This is a genomic window from Rossellomorea sp. GCM10028870 (assembly GCF_042666755.1).
Taxonomy (GTDB): domain Bacteria; phylum Bacillota; class Bacilli; order Bacillales; family Bacillaceae_B; genus Rossellomorea.
Genome location: NZ_JBHTGN010000002.1, coordinates 18,471 through 33,969, shown reverse-complemented (window position 1 = coordinate 33,969; position 15,499 = coordinate 18,471). Strand labels below are relative to the sequence as shown.

The window sequence follows — 15,499 nt, the reverse complement described above, 5'->3', positions numbered from 1 at the left end:
ATTCATCTCCAGTGTAATATAATTGGAGCAAATCTTCTAGGGAGCCGACTTAGTGAAGGTATTATTTCCTAAGTACTGTACTTCATATTACAATAGAAAAGAGTATCTATTTGAGAGGGAGAGAACAATGGAGTCTACATATGAAAAGGGTAAGTGGAAGCAGCTTATTACTTTAATAAAGGAAACCGATCCACCGAAAACCCTGTTTGGCATTTCTTTATTCTTGAGCCTACTTACAACGATTGCGGGACTTGCTATACCTTTATTAACAAGTAAGTTGATCGATGACTTCAGTTTAGATTCGTTAAGCAAAGGGGTCATCATAGGCATGATCGCTGCCTTTTTTGTTCAAGCGATTGCGGGAGGTGTGTCTGTTTACATATTGGCGAGGGTCGGGCAGCACGTGATCGCTTCCTTGAGAGAGAAGCTTTGGAGAAAATTACTGGTTCTGCCCGTTCCTTATTATGATTCGCATGAAACGGGTGACTCGGTCAGCCGTATGACCAGTGATACGGGAGTGATCAAAAACTTGATCACCGAGCATCTGACAGGCTTTATTACAGGGATCATTTCTGTAATAGGTGCCATCATCGTGCTGTTTTATTTAGATTGGCCTCTTACCTTGGTGATGTTTTCAATCATTCCACTATCATTATTATTTCTTATCCCGATAGGCAAAAAGATGGCTGATATCTCAAGGGGATTGCAAACCGAGACTGCAAGTTTCTCGGCTATCTTAACGAGAGTCCTTTCGGAAATCCGTCTCGTGAAGTCATCCAATGCGGAGGGGATTGAATTTCAAAAAGGTCAAACAGGAATCAAGAAGCTTTATGTCCTCGGATTAAAAGAAGGGATCATACAAGCGTTAATGTCGCCGGTCGTTTCTTCTTTAATTATCATCGTTCTTGTCCTAATCATTGGGTTCGGTGGTATTCGAGTGACTTCTGGGGCCATGACGGCCGGGGAGCTTGTTGCTTTCTTTATCTACCTCTTTCAGATTATCATGCCGATCACCCAGATCATCGTGTTTGTAACTCAATTCCAGAAAACTGTGGGAGCAACAGAGAAAGTGTTATCGATTCTCAATTTAGAGGAAGAAAACCTTGAGGATGGAAGGTCCGTTCCTCAAACAGATCGTGCCCTGGTTCTTAATGGCGTGACGTTTGGGTATGAAGAGGGGGAGAAGGTGTTAAAGGATGTGACGATAAGGGCTGAAAAAGGGAAAGTTACGGCCATCGTAGGTCCGAGTGGAAGTGGGAAAACGACACTTTTTTCATTGATAGAGCAGTTCTATAAGCCCCAGCAAGGAGCCATTCTCTTGGGGGAAGATACAATCAGCTCATACTCGCTAAAATCATGGCGGGAACTTCTTGGCTACGTCTCCCAGGATAGCCCGGTCTATTCAGGCACAATAGGGGACAATATCTCTTACGGGCTCGATGGGGATATATCAGAGGAAAAGATGATTGCCGCTTCAAAAATGGCCTATGCCCATGAATTTATTAAGGAACTCCCTAACGGTTATCAAACAGAAGTAGGAGAAAGAGGAATCAAGCTTTCAGGAGGACAGCGACAACGACTTGCCATCGCAAGAGCCCTATTGAGGGATCCTGATATCCTCATGCTGGATGAAGCCACTTCAAGCCTGGATAGTCAATCAGAAATTGTCGTTCAGGAAGCCCTAAAGAACTTAATGAAGGGACGAACCACCCTCGTGATTGCCCATCGCTTATCCACCATCGTGGATGCCGATCAAATTGTCTTTTTAGAAAAAGGAAAGGTGACCGGAGTGGGGACACATGAGGAATTGTTTACTTCCCATGCTTTATACCGCGACTTTGCGAGACAGCAGTTAAGGGTAGGGGAGCATCCTGATGCAGGAAGTAAATTAACATGAAACCTTTTACTGAACGAGTTGTAAAAATCATACAGAGCATCCCTTCTGGAAAAGTGATGACGTACGGTCAAATAGCTTCATTTGCAGGCAGTCCAAGAGCTGCCAGGCAGATCGTACGGATTCTTCATTCCATGAGTGAAAAGTATAAACTTCCCTGGCACCGGGTTTTGAATAGCAAGGGGGAAATTGGATTCGGGGATGAAGAGCAAGCGATGACCCAAAGGCTATGTTTGGAAGCTGAAGGGGTTCATTTCATAGGGAAGAATCGGATCAGGTTAGAGGAGTATCGGTATGAGCCCGAACCGGAGTGGGACATTTAATGATAAGGGTGATCAATTCCAATAATTTCAAAATGACGCATAAATTACTCCTCACCTCAAAATTGCATAGCTAAAAAGTTAATTTCTATTGGTTCAGGCTAACGGTACCGGCCGATTCCATTGTGGCATCTCTATGTCAAAATCTTAACCAGGCTTCAATCAAGAAAGCCGAAAACAATGACAAATAAAGATGTAAGGGCTGTGAATCCAATGATCACGTATCCGATGATCCGGATTCCCAATGGCAGACTCCCCATTTCGGGTTTACTCATGGAGGCTCCTTCGATTTTTGACAAATGGTCAGTTACATCATTAAACGGTTTTTTAGGATTTGTCATGGTATCCCTCCTTTCTATATTTTACCATAAAAAAGGTAACCTAAATTCAAGGTTACCTTTTTTTATTAATTCAGCTGTCCATTCCTAAGTCTCTTCAGCCAACGTTTTTGTCGGAAGCTGATAAACAAATAACCAACTAAACTTAATCCAGATACGACGAAACTACCTTGCCAAATGAAATCCACGTCGAATCCCATTCCTGTGAAGGCGCCAACACCACTGAAGAGTAGAAGGATGAAAGCCTGCTTCTTCTGGTTTTCAAATACCACAAATTGAAACTCATTTTGCTGATGATGATCCTTTTGCTCGAGTGCTTTTTCCGGTACGTCCAGGAGCTGACGGACTTTTTGCACCGTTTGAAACAAGGGCTGAGCACTTATCCATTTCATGAGAAGCTCCCACTTGTTTGTGTTACTATCCTTTATCCAATCCATGAAGGCGGGTTTGACGACATCGAGGGTTTCCTCATCGGGACTCAATGTATGGACAAGTCCTTCTATGGTTGCAAAAGACCGACCTAAAAAGATGAAGCGGGTAGGCACTTGTACAGGTAATGATTTCACCATATCATTTATTTCTTTCTTCACGGTTAGCAGATCCATCTGTTTGAACTGCTCCATATCGAGTGTGACAAACTCCTTTAGTACGGGTTCTATCGTTTTCGGACTTGCATCAGGAAGCAAGAACCCTAATTGAGCCAGCGCTTCTGCTGCTTTCCGGAAATTTTTTAGTAGGATTCCTTCCAGAAGATCTTGAAAGTGAGTGGAATCTCTCTTCGAAATTTCCCCGATCATTCCGTAATCAAGGAGAACGAAGGTACCATCCGGTTGAAGCAGTATATTCCCTGCATGTGGGTCGGCATGGAAGATTCCTGGCTCGAGCCATTGGGGAATGAAGAGGCGAAACAATTCCTGAGCTAACTTCTGACCGTCCAATCCATACGACTCAAATGCTTTTCGGTCATTCAATCGAACGCCATCCACCCACTCCATCACCAATACTTTATCTGTACAAAGTTCAGGGTACATAGCAGGAATCTTCACGTTAGGATGGTCCTTGAACCGCTGCTTAAATGAAATGGCCGTGTTCATTTCCTTTGAAAAGTCGAGCTCTTGCTCGATGACCAGCTTCAATTCCTGATAAAGCATTTTGAAATCAATGAACCCTTTTGGAACAGGTGCGAAATGTCTGGCAAACCAAATAATGATGGCAAGGGAGCGGAAATCCGTCTTCACCAGGGAAGGAATCTCAGGGCGCTGCACCTTGATAGCTGCTTGCTTACCATCTGACAGCGTCGCCTTATATACTTCTCCTATAGAAGCTGATGCAACAGCTTCCTGGTCGATGGCCTGAACCTTAGTAGTCACTGAGCTGTCCCATTCACGTTCCAGAACCCTTTCAATCTCCTCCCATGGTGAAGGAGGAACGTGATCGACCAGATCCTGTATTTGATTAATAAATCCTCTCGGCAGTAAATCCTCACGTATACTGAGGAGCTGTCCAACCTTGATCAAAACACCATTTAATTCAAATAAGGTCTCTTTAAACTCTTTTCCTATCTTTTCCCAAAGCTTATCTTTCTCCGATTGGGACTTACCGCGAAGACGGTACCAATAGACTCTTACTACGATGGAAAGAGCCAGTGATAGTACCTTCCACATTCTCCAAAACTTCTTCTCTGACTTCATCGTTTCATCCCCCGTAACTGGACTATCTCTATCTATTATGTAATACGGATAAAAAAGAAGAAAGTTTCTCTAACTTATAATCAAAATATTACATTTTTTTCATTCGATTTTTATGGTATTTTGACACCTTTGTGAACTGCTTAAAAGCCTATTGCAATAAGGAGGGAGAAGAGGTATATTATAAGTGTAAAGGGAATGTGAGAAATTTCACAAACAAAACAGCTATCAAATCGAAACCATCACAAACTTTGATCAACTGTTTTTTTAATCACACTTGTGAAATATTTCACAATATACATCCAAAAGGAGATGATCCATCATGAGATGGTGGGAAAATCAAAAGGTGAGCATGGTTTGGACAGTGATTAGAATTTGGTTGGGCGTTCAGTGGCTGGAAGCGGGTTGGCACAAAGTGAATGATGGTTTTGATGCAACCGGCTTCTTGCAAGGAGCATTGGCTAAGGCGACGGGAGATCATCCAGCCGTTCAAGGGTGGTACGCAGAATTTCTAAAAGGGTTCGCTATTCCCAATGTAGATTTATTCAACATCTTGATTCCTTGGGGAGAAGTGCTGGTGGGAGCTGGTTTGATTGTCGGATTCATGACAATACCTGCACTAGTCGCAGGAGCATTCATGAACTTAAATTTCTTATTGGCGGGTACAGTGAGCACGAATCCAGTTCTCTACACAGTTGCCATCATACTTCTATTTGCCGGCAGAGGGGCTTTCTGTTGGGGAGCTGACCGATGGGTGTTACCATACCTGAAACATATGGTTCTTCCTAAACAGCATAAAAAGCCGATCGTGGTATGATAGTACGTTTAATTAAAACCACCCATGATGGTTTCTCATGGGTGGTTTCTTAATGAATTCCTCAGAACCTATCTTTTTTTACCTACAGGGAGTGCACTATTGGTTTTTCTTCACTCGTGCACGCTGGTTGGCAGCATTGGCGCGAGCTTGTGCTTCCATATCAGCCTGGTCGGCAAGTTCACGTGAGAACTCTTCGTCAACACCGTCAGATTTGAGCTGAGCGGGTGTTTGTGGCAAGCTGTTTTTGTTTCCTCGTTTACTATTTCCGCGTGATCTGCCCAATATGAACATCCCCTTTTCAGTTGGTTAAAAAAATAAAGGTACAGACTAAGGAGTCTGTACCTTTATTCTTCTTCAAAGTAAGGGTTTTTAGTTAGGTAATAATTGTCTATCTATGGGCTTTGGAGCTGAAGCCGCCTGCACGATCAGCTGCTTTGAATTCTCGTGAATACGTTACTTCCTGGGCACTGGATAGAACCGATTTGTTTTTGTCTTTCTTTTTCTTATTATCCATTCGTATGTACATCCCTTCTTTTCAAGATTACTTCTATTTTTGCCTTGAAAAGAAGGGGGCATACCTGTGTTTTAATGATAAATGTCAATCAAGGCACTTTTTAATTCAGGGTATTCAAATTGAAAACCGTTTTCTGAAAGGACACTCGGAAGTACTTTTTGGCCTTCTAGCACTAAGGCGCTCATTTCACCCATTGCTACTTTTAAAGCAAGGGAAGGGACAGGAATCCAGTGTGGCCTGCCAAGCACGGCCCCGAGTGTTTTCCCGAATTCTTTCATGGTAACGGGAGAGGGTGCTGTCACATTCACCGGTCCCGAGATGGATTGTGTTTTAACAATGAAATGCACCGCTCTTGCAATGTCTTTAATATGGACCCACGACATCCATTGGTCACCGGACCCAACCGTTCCTCCCACAAACATTTTATAAGGAAGAGCGATACGAGGGAGGGCGCCTTCCTCCTCTCCCAGTATAATTCCGAAACGAGCATATGCAACCCGGATATCCAACTGATTCGCCTTGCTCGCTTCTTTTTCCCATATTTGAACGGTTTCTCCTAAAAAGTTGTCTGCCGTTTCCGTTGACGCTTCCGTATACGTATTCGTTTTTGAAGAAGGATAGTAGCCGATTGCACTTGCGTTAATAAGACACGCGGGTTTCTCTTTCAGTGCCTTAATAATGTTCATTACCTCTTGAGTCGAGTTGATTCGGCTATTGATGATTCGTTTTTTACGCTCATCCGTCCAGCGGCCGCTGTTGATGGATTCCCCTGCAAGGTTAATGAAGGCTTGGATTCCTTCGAGCGCATCTTCGGGTTTCGCACCGTCGGACAGCCATTTTACGTAGGTAACACCTGAACGATTGTCGTATTTATCCGGGTTCCGGGTAAGTATCATTACTTCGTGATGGTGTTCGAGAAGTTCATCCGTCAAAGCCTGACCGACAAAACCCGTACCACCTGTTATAGCGATCTTCATCATCATCCCTCCAATATACATATTATTTTACCTATCTACAGAATAAAAAACATATGCTGAATGTGTTAGGATTACTATGAGGTGGAAAAAATGGGTAAGATTACGAAAATAACGAAGCAAGTAAAGAACGATGAGCGTTACAATTTATTTATAGATGGAAAATATTCTTTCAGTGTCGATGAAGCAGTATTGGCGAAGTTCCAGCTCAGAAAAGGATTGGAAGTCGATGAGCTTGAAATCTCCGAGCTACAGTACGAAGACGATGTGAAAAAAGCATTCAATAAAGCCATTCAGTATTTAGCCTATCGAATGCGTACGGAAAAAGAAATTAGGGACCATTTACAAGAAGGTGATCCTGAAGATGGCGTCATACAGGAAGTGATTCATAAATTAAATGATATTAAATACATCAATGATTTAGAATTCGCCCACGCTTTTGTCGGGACCCACATGAATACCTCTGATAAGGGTCCGACATGGATCCGCGGGGAATTAAGAAGAAAAGGGGTGGATGACCCTTATATCGAAGAGGCCCTTGCTGTATTTACCGAAGAGAAGCAGGTAGACAAGGCGGTCGGACTAACCGAAAAACTTCTTCAAAAGTACCGGAAAGATTCCAAAATGATCGCCAGGCAAAAAATTGAACAAAACCTGATGCGAAAAGGTTATCCTGGTTCTGTCATGAAAATTGTCTGGGAGACAGTGGAATCTGATCGTGATGACGATGAAAAATGGGATGCCGTCTATCACCAAGGGCTAAAGGCTCATAGAAAACTTAGTTCTAAATATGATGGATATGAGTATGTCCAAAAAATGAAACAAACGCTATATAGAAAAGGTTTTTCAATGGAGGACATTGAAAGACTTTTAGAAGAGTTAAAAGAAAATGAAGAATGATCTTTGGTTTTCAAGATAGAGTGAACTACAAGGGGGAAGCCTGGTGGAGATTTTCACGATACTATTTGCTTGTTTAACACTGTTGCTGCTAATCGGTACGACTAAAAAATTTAAGCTATATGCAGGTGGATTAGTGGTGGGGGCAGCCATTCTATTTATTATTGGTGAAATCATCATTAAAGTCCAAACTGGCTTCTATTCACTGGGGAAACAAGAGTGGTATAACCTAGGATACGCCGAAACCATGGGGAAATGGGTGATGCCATTTTTTATTTTGGGTTTGACGATCTTCTTCATCCTCGTGAACACCCGGATGATTCAGCAGTTTCTAAAAAGAAAAGACGGTATCCGCTGGGTTTGGATGGCATTTTTAGTGGTTATTGATGCATTCGCTGTATTTTTAGTGCCAGTGTTATTATTTATCGTGGCCTTTATATTCTTCCCCTTTGCTCCATAAATGAGAAGGCAGTCTTCGTTGAGGGAAGGCTGCCTTTTGAGGCTTATTTTTTTGATTCAATGACGATTTCGTCTTTTTCTTTGTATTCATTCACAATCAATTCAGCTACTTCTTTAGGGGAGCGAAGCCTTGATGGATCACTGATATGATCACTGTTCTCCCAAAATGGAGTATTCATCCCACCCATATACGCATTCACGATGCGAAGATTTGAATCCTCGTACTCCTTCTGTAAACTTTCACCGAATCCTCTCAGAGCAAACTTACTCGCTACATACAATGATTCGTTCTTTTTACCTCTAAGGCCAGCTGTTGAAATAATGTTAATGATGGTGCTATTTTGGGCCAGTTGATTTAGCAGTGCCTTGGTAAGTCGAATGGGACCCAGTGCATTCGTTTCAAACATGCTTACTAATTCCTCATCGTCCGTATCCTTGAAGGGGCCGAAATAACCTATCCCTGCGTTATGTATGAGTAGTTCTACATGTTGGCCCTGGAGGTGAGTTTCACTGAATTGTTGAATGGCACCAGTTGAACGTATATCCAACGTGGCAAAAGAAACCTTTCCGCCTATGCTTTCGATTTCTGCTGCCGCTTCGTTTAAGCGGTCTTCCGTTCGTCCAAGAAGGAAGATATGATATCCTTGCTGGCTAAGAAGTTTTCCTAATTCTTTTCCGAGGCCCGAGCCTCCTCCTGTGATGATGGCTGTTTTCATGAAGGTAACATCCTTTCTCGTGAATGTGGTTAGATGATTGTCCGAAGTGCTTGTCGGGTCTACCGAGCCGTCTCCGCTTTTCTTATTGTCCAGCTCCAGCGGCTAGCCCCTCGAGGTCATAAGCCGCGATGGCCAAAAAGGCAAAGAACGCCTTTTCAGCCATCCCGTCTTATGCTTGTCGGGGCTGACCAAGCCGCTTCCGCTTTTCTTATTGTCCAGCTACGACTCCTAGCCCCTCAAGATCACTTTTTAAAAATCCCATAAGGCAAAGAGCGCCTTTTGGGATTTTCCAAAAGTGCTTGTCGGGTCTACCCAGTCGTCTCCGCTTTTCTTATTGTATCATTTTCTCTATACTACTATTAGTAGAGGTGATGAAGATGGAACAAGAGAGAAGATATAGTGAGATGACGGAGCATGAGTTAAAGCAGGAAATTGCTTCGTTGAAGGAAAAGGCAAGAAAGGCTGAACAGCTGGGGATTGTGAATGAGTTTGCCGTATTGGAGCGAAAGGCTCTTATGGCCCAGGCTTATTTAATGGATCCTGACAGCTACAAGCCTGGTGGAATCTACGCGATAGAAGGAGATCCCGGTACATATTTCAGAGTGGACTACTTAAACGGGGTATTCGCTTGGGGATATCGCTTGGGTGGCGATGGAAAAGAAGAGGCTTTGCCTATCTCCCTTTTAGCTGGAGAAAAGAAATAATGAAGAGGTCCGTCATAGGGACGGACCTCGGAAGCAGTCTAGGAACGCTTGCGTGTCTGGTTCTCTAGAATGATTAAGTCTTGAGTTTGTGTGGTTTGTCCATTAGCTTGGGAATGGGCATGCTTTGGATTGTAGAATGCCTTGTTAAATGGACTACTGTACTTATTTCGGTAGAAGTTGTTTTTCATGTTTGCCATCGTGACTACCCCCTAAACAAATTTCACTTCATTAAAGTGAGTCGTGATCTCTTTCTCCAGAAGCTTTCATACGTTCTTGAGGATGGGTATTGATGGTGCCGTTAGCCCTTTTAGATGCAAATTCCGCTTTAGCTCTCGGTTCACCTTCGAATTTATTGTTATTCATGTTAGGGAACCCTGTCGTTTTATTTCGCATAATGTGCCTCCTAAAAGGTGAAATGTACTTACTCATACCGTGAAGAAGCAAAGATTCACAACTAAGCTTAACCACGTACTAATAGTATGGGTGAAATGGTGTACATTATCATAAAAGCGGGAACTAAATATATGGAAAAGGAGGAGACAAAATGGAGTCAACATTCCACGAATTAACACAATTGTTAATTGAAAAAAATAACAAGCTATCTTATGAAAAAGCGAGAACCTGGATTGAACTTGTCTGGGAGGATTTCGAAGCAACATACGCAAAAGCAGGTTACGATTATAAAGGGAAAGCAGTAACGGAGAAAGTCGTTCGCCAATGGGTCAATACGTACGGGGAACAGATCCATGAATTTGCTGCACAAAACCCTAAATACAAACACCTGATCGACGATAAAGAAGATGGCGATTTAGTACACTAAAGTGATGAGGGACGGACCTTGAAAAGGTCCGTCCCTCACTGCTTTAATCGATTAAAATGTCGATGTCGACTTTTGAGCGGAGTTTTTCTTCGCTGAAGACCCATCCTGTGTAGGAGCTGACGATGTTCAGGTCTTTGTCGAGCTGGACCAGGGCGACAAATGGATAGTGTCCATTATTTCTGTAGCGAAGATCGATAAAGCGTACTTCAAAGTGATCGTCGTATTCGTCCAATTCCCAGCGGAAAACCGGTGAAAAGGAAAGAAAGGCTGCAAGATTTTTATCTTTTTTAGCAGCATTGATCACTGGATTTTCAGGTATCGGTATCCGTTCAAATTTATCAAAAATCGTAATCGACCGTCTAAATGCCCTTGCGACATAATAATGCTCCTTCGTCACGATGGCTAATCGCCATTGGAAAAATCGGATGGTGGGCGAAACGATGATTTTCTCCGCTTTCGGAATTCTTCGCTTCACCGCATTTTTCACTGCTTTTTGAACCTGGAATCTCAATACATAATAAGCAAAAATCACAATGTACATGACCAAAAAGGTTTTTCCCGGTGGTAATCCAAAGCCCCAAAGGATCAATCCCCCAATATGAATCCCGAAAATAATCGGGTCAAACGTGTTAATGACCCCTAAAGCGACCCATTTCGACGAAATCGGCCTGATTGCCTGGGTCCCATAGGCGTTGAAAATGTCGACAAATACATGAAGGAATACGGCCACAAATGTCCAAATCCATAAATGAAGCAAATCTGCCCCCGGGAAAAATGGATAAAGACAAGCGACGATTAAAAGCGGCCATAGAGCAACGGCTGGAATGCTATGGGTGATGCCTCGGTGATGACGTATATAAACAGCATTATTGCGTAATTTCAAAACGGTATCAATGTCTGGTATTTGAGAGCCGATGACTGCTGCAACTAACACACTTTGAGAAGTGGCTGCACTTTCAGCAACAACGGGATCCAGGGTGGCTAAGCCCCCAAGAGCGAAACCCATGACAATATGAGTGCCTGTATCCAAAAAAAGTCCTCCCTTGGCTCATTTTCATCTGTTTTCTTTATGACTTGTATTCATTTTTGAACATGATATGGTTAAAAGGAGTTTATTTCAATGAAAAACACTTTACACATTTACTTAGAATATGAAATAAAACAAAATTTTCAACCTCAATATAAGCAGATTATGAATAATATTGTAGAGACATTACCACAATACGACGCCTTTAATATCCAATGGGAAAAGTCTGAAGCCGACTCTAATCGTTACATCGAACGGTTTATTGTGCCCACGGAATCCCATTTCCATGTTTTGAAACGTTTACGAACTTCCCGTCGTCATTTATTATTTGGATTATTGGACGAATGTATTTGTGGAGGGTTAAAAGAAATAAACCTTGTTGGATTAAAAACACAGCTTTAATTATTTATTCCCTATTCAACGTAACATTTAACATCCTGGAGGTACAAAATTGACTGAAGAACCATTGAAACATTTACAAACCATTAACCGTGAGGAATTCCAGAAAGATTTAATCTCATGGTTTTCAAGAGAACAGCGAGATCTGCCGTGGAGGAAGGATCAAGATCCCTACAAAGTGTGGGTGTCCGAAATCATGCTTCAGCAAACGAGGGTGGATACGGTCATACCTTATTTTAACCGATTCATCGAAAAATTTCCTACCATAGATGCTCTTGCAATTGCAGACGAAGAAGATGTCCTGAAAGCATGGGAAGGACTCGGCTATTACTCGAGAGTCAGGAATCTCCAATCCGCTGTAAAAGAAGTGAACGAAAAGTATGATGGTATCGTCCCTGATACTCCGAAAGAGATTTCGTCTTTAAAAGGAGTGGGCCCATACACAGCGGGAGCGATCTTGAGTATTGCCTATGGCAAACCGGAGCCTGCTGTCGACGGAAATGTCATGAGGGTATTTTCACGTATCCTGTCCATCTGGCTGGATATTGCCAAACCTGCTTCACGAAAAGTGTTTGAAGAAGCCGTCAGAAATTTGATTTCTGAAGAGAACCCATCCTATTTCAATCAGGCATTGATGGAACTTGGTGCCCTGATTTGTACTCCGACTTCACCATCCTGCTTACTATGTCCTGTTCGGGAGCACTGCCAGGCATTTGAAGAAGGGGTTCAAACTGAGCTTCCGATCAAATCGAAGAAGAAATCTGCCCGTAAATTGAATATGGCGGCAGCTGTTTTGTTTACGGAAGATGATCGAGTCGTTATTCATAAACGTCCAAATAAAGGTCTGCTTGCGAATTTATGGGAATTCCCTAATTTTGAAGTGGGAAATTCAAGCGGCGGTCGAAAGCAATTGGTTGATTTCATGGAGGAAGAATACAAGGTAGATTGCTCTTTGAAAGCAGGGGTTGTCACGAAAATCCAGCATATATTCTCTCACATAGTGTGGGACATTGAAGTATATGTTGGTTCTATCGACAGCGCTACTCTTGATGCCAGCGACCTGATTGCCGTTACGACTGAAGAATTAGAGAAATATGCCTTCCCCGTTTCCCATCAGAAAATTTGGAAGGAAACTGGAGCAGGAATACTGCAAAAATAAAAAAGAGCAGCCGTGATGGTTGCTCTTTATATAATCATTTCAATCGTAACTAACCTTCGTGCCATGAGTATAATCTGCTTCACCCCGCTTCAATCCACCGCGGTTTTCAATTTCCTCAATAATTTCTCGGTGAATCGATTGTCCTTCTGCGTTCAAATAGGGTACTATTTGTTGTAGTGAATGATGAAAGAAAGCAAGCTCGCTTTTCTCCCATTCATTTTTTGGAATCATTGAAAGCTCTGTCATATCTCTGCCTACATACATAACTCATTCCTCCATTTAACTGACATGCTCTTATTAGTGTGCATGTTAAAGACATGGTTATGCCTTACACCAAATGGAAAATGAAATTGAAAGGATGATCAACATGAGTCAAAAAGTAGCATTAGTCACAGGTAGCAGCCGCGGACTTGGACGGGAAATCGCAATTCAACTAGCTGAAAAAGGATACGATATCGTCGTTAATTACGCACGAAGCAAAAAAGGTGCACTTGAAACGGCTGAACAGGTGGAAAAGTTGGGACGAAAAGCATTTGTCGTACGGGCGAATGTAGGGGACGTCGATAAAATCAAATCGATGTTCGAACAGATCAAAGAAGAGTTCGGCCGTTTGGATGTTTTGGTTAGTAACGCAGCATCAGGGGTTCTTCGTCCAGTCATGGAGCTTGAAGAATCTCATTGGGATTGGACGATGAACATTAACAGCAAGGCATTACTATTCTGTGCCCAGGAAGCAGCAAAGTTAATGGATAAGGGAGGACGCATCGTAAGCATAAGCTCATTGGGATCCATCCGTTATTTAGACAATTACACAACTGTGGGAGTATCTAAAGCTGCAGTTGAAGCATTAACGCGTTATCTTGCCGTTGAGCTTGCACCACGTGACATTATCGTAAATGCAGTTTCCGGTGGTGCGATCGATACAGATGCACTCAAGCATTTCCCTAATCGTGAAGAGCTCCTGGAAGATGCCCGCAGTAAAACACCTGCAGGACGAATGGTGGAAATTGATGATCTTGTGAAGTCTGTCATGTTCCTCGTTTCGGACGATTCTTCCATGATTAGAGGACAAACCATCATCGTCGATGGCGGTCGTTCACTACTCGTTTAGTGGAATGTTTTTCCTGAAAAAAATCGAATAGTGAAATCCACGCTTGGTTATCTTAATAAGCGTGGAGGTGATTACAATGGCAAAACAACCAAACAAAACTCAAGCTGGTACAAGCGTTCAACATGTTAAGCAACAAAACGCTCAAGCTGGTGCAACTCAGCAACAACAATACGGTACTGAGTTCGCTTCAGAAACAACAGCAGCTCAACATGTGAAACAACAAAACCAACAAGCAGAAGCTAACAAAGCGAAAGCTTCTGGTAAATACGGTCAACAACAATAATTGAATTGTTCTTGACGGAGAAAGCACCCAATTGATTGGGTGCTTTTTCGTATTTTTACATATAATGGAATTCGGACGCCCGCACACACTCAGATCCACATCGACAAAACTGGTGGCATTGTGACAGAAGTTGTCAAAGGGTTTGGGGTAGGAAAGGAGAATGTTTTAGGAGAGCTTGTTTAGAGGAGTTGGTTGGAGTGATACAGCATCGATTTAATGAGTTGGTTTCAGAGCAGTTAGAAACGATGGATAAGTTGTTATATCTTCAGTCTGAGATAGAACGGTGTCAGGATCTGGAAAAGGAATTACTTCAGCTTCAAGAGATGACGAAGGTTGAATCTATAAAGAGAGAGATTGCGTCAAAAAAGAAGGAACTTAAAGAGATTCAAAAAATGTTTCAACGGCAAACCGATGATGTGATTCGTTCATATCAAAAGGAACAAAACAGTGTGACAACGTAAAAAGCAACTTTAAACGTAAGTGGAAACGAGATATGTTTCACGAATAAACCTTTCACCCAAATGCGGGTCAAGTAAAAGGCAGCTCTCCCAATTTATAATAAAAACCCATTTTTGAACCGAAATCGGGCGATTCTTAAAGGATATTTTCTTTAAGGATAGCCCTTTTGTTTTAAATTTTCTGAGGAAACGTTATAATGATAGAATAGATAAGTATATATAAGGGTAATTATGAAATGAAAGAAGGGGATACGATGGCGGTTCCCACAGAAGGAAAATCTGTACAAATACATAGCTTTAAGCATGATGGCAACATTCACCGGATATGGAATGAGACGACGATCCTGAAAGGAACAAGCAATCAGATTATCGGTGGAAATGATCGAACGATGGTGACGGAATCCGACGGAAGAACGTGGATGACCCGTGAACCGGCAATATGCTATTTCCATTCAGAGCTATGGTTTAACATTATTTGTATGATTCGTGAGGACGGTATTTATTATTATTGTAATTTAAGTTCACCATTTGTATATGATCATGAAGCGATCAAGTATATCGATTACGACTTGGATATTAAAGTGTTTCCTGATATGACATATACATTGCTGGATGAGGATGAGTATGAAGCTCATCGTAAATTGTACGGTTACCCGGATGTGATCGATCACATCCTGAAGCGAAATGTAGACAAGCTTGTTCGCTGGATCCGACAAAGAAAAGGGCCTTTTGCTCCGGACTTTATTGATATTTGGTACGAGCGCTATTTGACTCACAGGGGGTAACACAGCTGGAAAATTGTATAGGCATTAAAGGGCTGACCCAGTAAGGAGCAACCTTTTCATTCCCAAACAGGATTTGAAGAGGAACAGTGCTGCGTTCCATACAGGGTCATCCCTTTTTATTGGGGCAAAATAAATA

Annotated in this window: 23 protein-coding genes; 13 read left to right on the top strand and 10 right to left on the bottom strand. The window is 42.3% G+C overall.

Annotated elements, in window-relative coordinates:
• Window positions 1–127: 127 nt before the first annotated feature.
• Both ACFQWC_RS11055 and ACFQWC_RS11050 read left to right on the top strand, forming a co-directional pair.
• Window positions 128–1,897: an ABC transporter ATP-binding protein gene (locus ACFQWC_RS11055; RefSeq protein WP_299745003.1), complete on the top strand. Its 1,770-nt coding sequence runs from the start codon at window positions 128–130 to the stop codon at window positions 1,895–1,897.
• Complete coding sequence (locus ACFQWC_RS11050; protein ID WP_299745006.1) at window positions 1,894–2,217, top strand: MGMT family protein; 324 nt, start codon at window positions 1,894–1,896, stop codon at window positions 2,215–2,217. Before ACFQWC_RS11055 ends, ACFQWC_RS11050 begins: the two co-directional genes overlap by 4 nt.
• Window positions 2,218–2,372: 155 nt before the next feature.
• Here the strand turns inward: ACFQWC_RS11050 and ACFQWC_RS11045 are convergent, their stop codons facing one another.
• Both ACFQWC_RS11045 and ACFQWC_RS11040 read right to left on the bottom strand, forming a co-directional pair.
• Complete coding sequence (locus ACFQWC_RS11045; RefSeq protein ID WP_299745009.1) at window positions 2,373–2,555, bottom strand: hypothetical protein; 183 nt, start codon at window positions 2,553–2,555, stop codon at window positions 2,373–2,375.
• Window positions 2,556–2,620: 65 nt separating this feature from the next.
• Window positions 2,621–4,243: an ABC1 kinase family protein gene (locus tag ACFQWC_RS11040; RefSeq protein WP_299745012.1), complete on the bottom strand. Its 1,623-nt coding sequence runs from the start codon at window positions 4,241–4,243 to the stop codon at window positions 2,621–2,623.
• A gap of 319 nt (window positions 4,244–4,562) precedes the next feature.
• Between ACFQWC_RS11040 and ACFQWC_RS11035 the strand changes: the two genes are divergently transcribed.
• The gene (locus ACFQWC_RS11035; RefSeq protein ID WP_299745014.1) at window positions 4,563–5,057 is read left to right on the top strand and encodes a DoxX family protein; all 495 of its coding nucleotides are present in this window, start codon (window positions 4,563–4,565) and stop codon (window positions 5,055–5,057) included.
• 96 nt (window positions 5,058–5,153) lie between these two features.
• Here ACFQWC_RS11035 and ACFQWC_RS11030 read toward each other — a convergent pair whose 3' ends face one another.
• The 3 genes from ACFQWC_RS11030 to ACFQWC_RS11020 all read right to left on the bottom strand — a co-directional run bounded on the left by ACFQWC_RS11030 (window position 5,154) and on the right by ACFQWC_RS11020 (window position 6,548).
• Entirely contained in the window at window positions 5,154–5,339 is a 186-nt protein-coding gene (locus tag ACFQWC_RS11030; protein ID WP_044339722.1) for a YfhD family protein, read from the bottom strand.
• 106 nt (window positions 5,340–5,445) lie between these two features.
• Window positions 5,446–5,571 (bottom strand): YfhE family protein, encoded by a 126-nt coding sequence (locus ACFQWC_RS11025; protein ID WP_079531092.1) that lies wholly within the window; start codon window positions 5,569–5,571, stop codon window positions 5,446–5,448.
• Window positions 5,572–5,642: 71 nt separating this feature from the next.
• Window positions 5,643–6,548 carry a TIGR01777 family oxidoreductase gene (locus ACFQWC_RS11020; RefSeq protein WP_299745036.1) on the bottom strand — a complete coding sequence of 302 codons (906 nt, stop codon included), beginning with the start codon at window positions 6,546–6,548 and terminating at the stop codon, window positions 5,643–5,645.
• Between the two features lie 90 nt (window positions 6,549–6,638).
• On the opposite strand from ACFQWC_RS11020, the gene recX reads away from it, so the two are divergent.
• Window positions 6,639–7,445: a recombination regulator RecX gene (recX, locus tag ACFQWC_RS11015; protein ID WP_299745039.1), complete on the top strand. Its 807-nt coding sequence runs from the start codon at window positions 6,639–6,641 to the stop codon at window positions 7,443–7,445.
• Between the two features lie 43 nt (window positions 7,446–7,488).
• Complete coding sequence (locus ACFQWC_RS11010; protein ID WP_299745041.1) at window positions 7,489–7,902, top strand: hypothetical protein; 414 nt, start codon at window positions 7,489–7,491, stop codon at window positions 7,900–7,902.
• A 43-nt stretch (window positions 7,903–7,945) separates the two neighbouring features.
• Here ACFQWC_RS11010 and ACFQWC_RS11005 read toward each other — a convergent pair whose 3' ends face one another.
• Entirely contained in the window at window positions 7,946–8,617 is a 672-nt protein-coding gene (locus ACFQWC_RS11005; protein ID WP_299745044.1) for an SDR family NAD(P)-dependent oxidoreductase, read from the bottom strand.
• A 377-nt stretch (window positions 8,618–8,994) separates the two neighbouring features.
• On the opposite strand from ACFQWC_RS11005, the gene ACFQWC_RS11000 reads away from it, so the two are divergent.
• On the top strand, window positions 8,995–9,321 hold the full coding sequence (locus ACFQWC_RS11000) for a YfhH family protein (RefSeq protein WP_299745047.1): 327 nt from the start codon (window positions 8,995–8,997) through the stop codon (window positions 9,319–9,321).
• Between the two features lie 38 nt (window positions 9,322–9,359).
• Here ACFQWC_RS11000 and ACFQWC_RS10995 read toward each other — a convergent pair whose 3' ends face one another.
• A complete protein-coding gene (locus ACFQWC_RS10995; RefSeq protein WP_082051311.1) occupies window positions 9,360–9,518 on the bottom strand; it encodes a YpzG family protein in 159 nt (52 codons plus the stop codon).
• 31 nt (window positions 9,519–9,549) lie between these two features.
• Window positions 9,550–9,714 (bottom strand): small, acid-soluble spore protein K, encoded by a 165-nt coding sequence (locus tag ACFQWC_RS10990; protein ID WP_044339716.1) that lies wholly within the window; start codon window positions 9,712–9,714, stop codon window positions 9,550–9,552.
• A 151-nt stretch (window positions 9,715–9,865) separates the two neighbouring features.
• Here ACFQWC_RS10990 and ACFQWC_RS10985 point away from each other — a divergent pair, with 151 nt between their 5' ends.
• Window positions 9,866–10,141, top strand: coding sequence for a YfhJ family protein (locus ACFQWC_RS10985; RefSeq protein WP_299745057.1), 276 nt, complete (start codon window positions 9,866–9,868; stop codon window positions 10,139–10,141).
• Between the two features lie 43 nt (window positions 10,142–10,184).
• Here the strand turns inward: ACFQWC_RS10985 and ACFQWC_RS10980 are convergent, their stop codons facing one another.
• Complete coding sequence (locus ACFQWC_RS10980) at window positions 10,185–11,171, bottom strand: metal-dependent hydrolase (protein ID WP_299745060.1); 987 nt, start codon at window positions 11,169–11,171, stop codon at window positions 10,185–10,187.
• A 90-nt stretch (window positions 11,172–11,261) separates the two neighbouring features.
• Here ACFQWC_RS10980 and ACFQWC_RS10975 point away from each other — a divergent pair, with 90 nt between their 5' ends.
• Window positions 11,262–11,570, top strand: a complete 309-nt coding sequence (locus ACFQWC_RS10975; protein WP_299745063.1) for a hypothetical protein — start codon at window positions 11,262–11,264, stop codon at window positions 11,568–11,570.
• A 49-nt stretch (window positions 11,571–11,619) separates the two neighbouring features.
• A complete protein-coding gene (gene mutY / locus ACFQWC_RS10970) occupies window positions 11,620–12,726 on the top strand; it encodes an A/G-specific adenine glycosylase (RefSeq protein ID WP_299745066.1) in 1,107 nt (368 codons plus the stop codon).
• Between the two features lie 39 nt (window positions 12,727–12,765).
• On the opposite strand, the gene ACFQWC_RS10965 is transcribed toward mutY, so the two are convergent.
• Window positions 12,766–12,990, bottom strand: a complete 225-nt coding sequence (locus ACFQWC_RS10965; RefSeq protein WP_299745069.1) for a hypothetical protein — start codon at window positions 12,988–12,990, stop codon at window positions 12,766–12,768.
• A 103-nt stretch (window positions 12,991–13,093) separates the two neighbouring features.
• Between ACFQWC_RS10965 and fabL the strand changes: the two genes are divergently transcribed.
• From fabL to ntdP, 4 genes are all read left to right on the top strand, one after another.
• Window positions 13,094–13,837: an enoyl-[acyl-carrier-protein] reductase FabL gene (fabL, locus tag ACFQWC_RS10960; RefSeq protein ID WP_034762580.1), complete on the top strand. Its 744-nt coding sequence runs from the start codon at window positions 13,094–13,096 to the stop codon at window positions 13,835–13,837.
• Window positions 13,838–13,913: 76 nt separating this feature from the next.
• Window positions 13,914–14,120 (top strand): gamma-type small acid-soluble spore protein, encoded by a 207-nt coding sequence (locus tag ACFQWC_RS10955; protein WP_299745079.1) that lies wholly within the window; start codon window positions 13,914–13,916, stop codon window positions 14,118–14,120.
• A 197-nt stretch (window positions 14,121–14,317) separates the two neighbouring features.
• Window positions 14,318–14,581: a YgaB family protein gene (locus ACFQWC_RS10950; protein WP_299745082.1), complete on the top strand. Its 264-nt coding sequence runs from the start codon at window positions 14,318–14,320 to the stop codon at window positions 14,579–14,581.
• Between the two features lie 251 nt (window positions 14,582–14,832).
• Window positions 14,833–15,363, top strand: a complete 531-nt coding sequence (gene ntdP / locus ACFQWC_RS10945) for a nucleoside tri-diphosphate phosphatase (RefSeq protein WP_299745151.1) — start codon at window positions 14,833–14,835, stop codon at window positions 15,361–15,363.
• Window positions 15,364–15,499 lie beyond the last annotated feature (136 nt).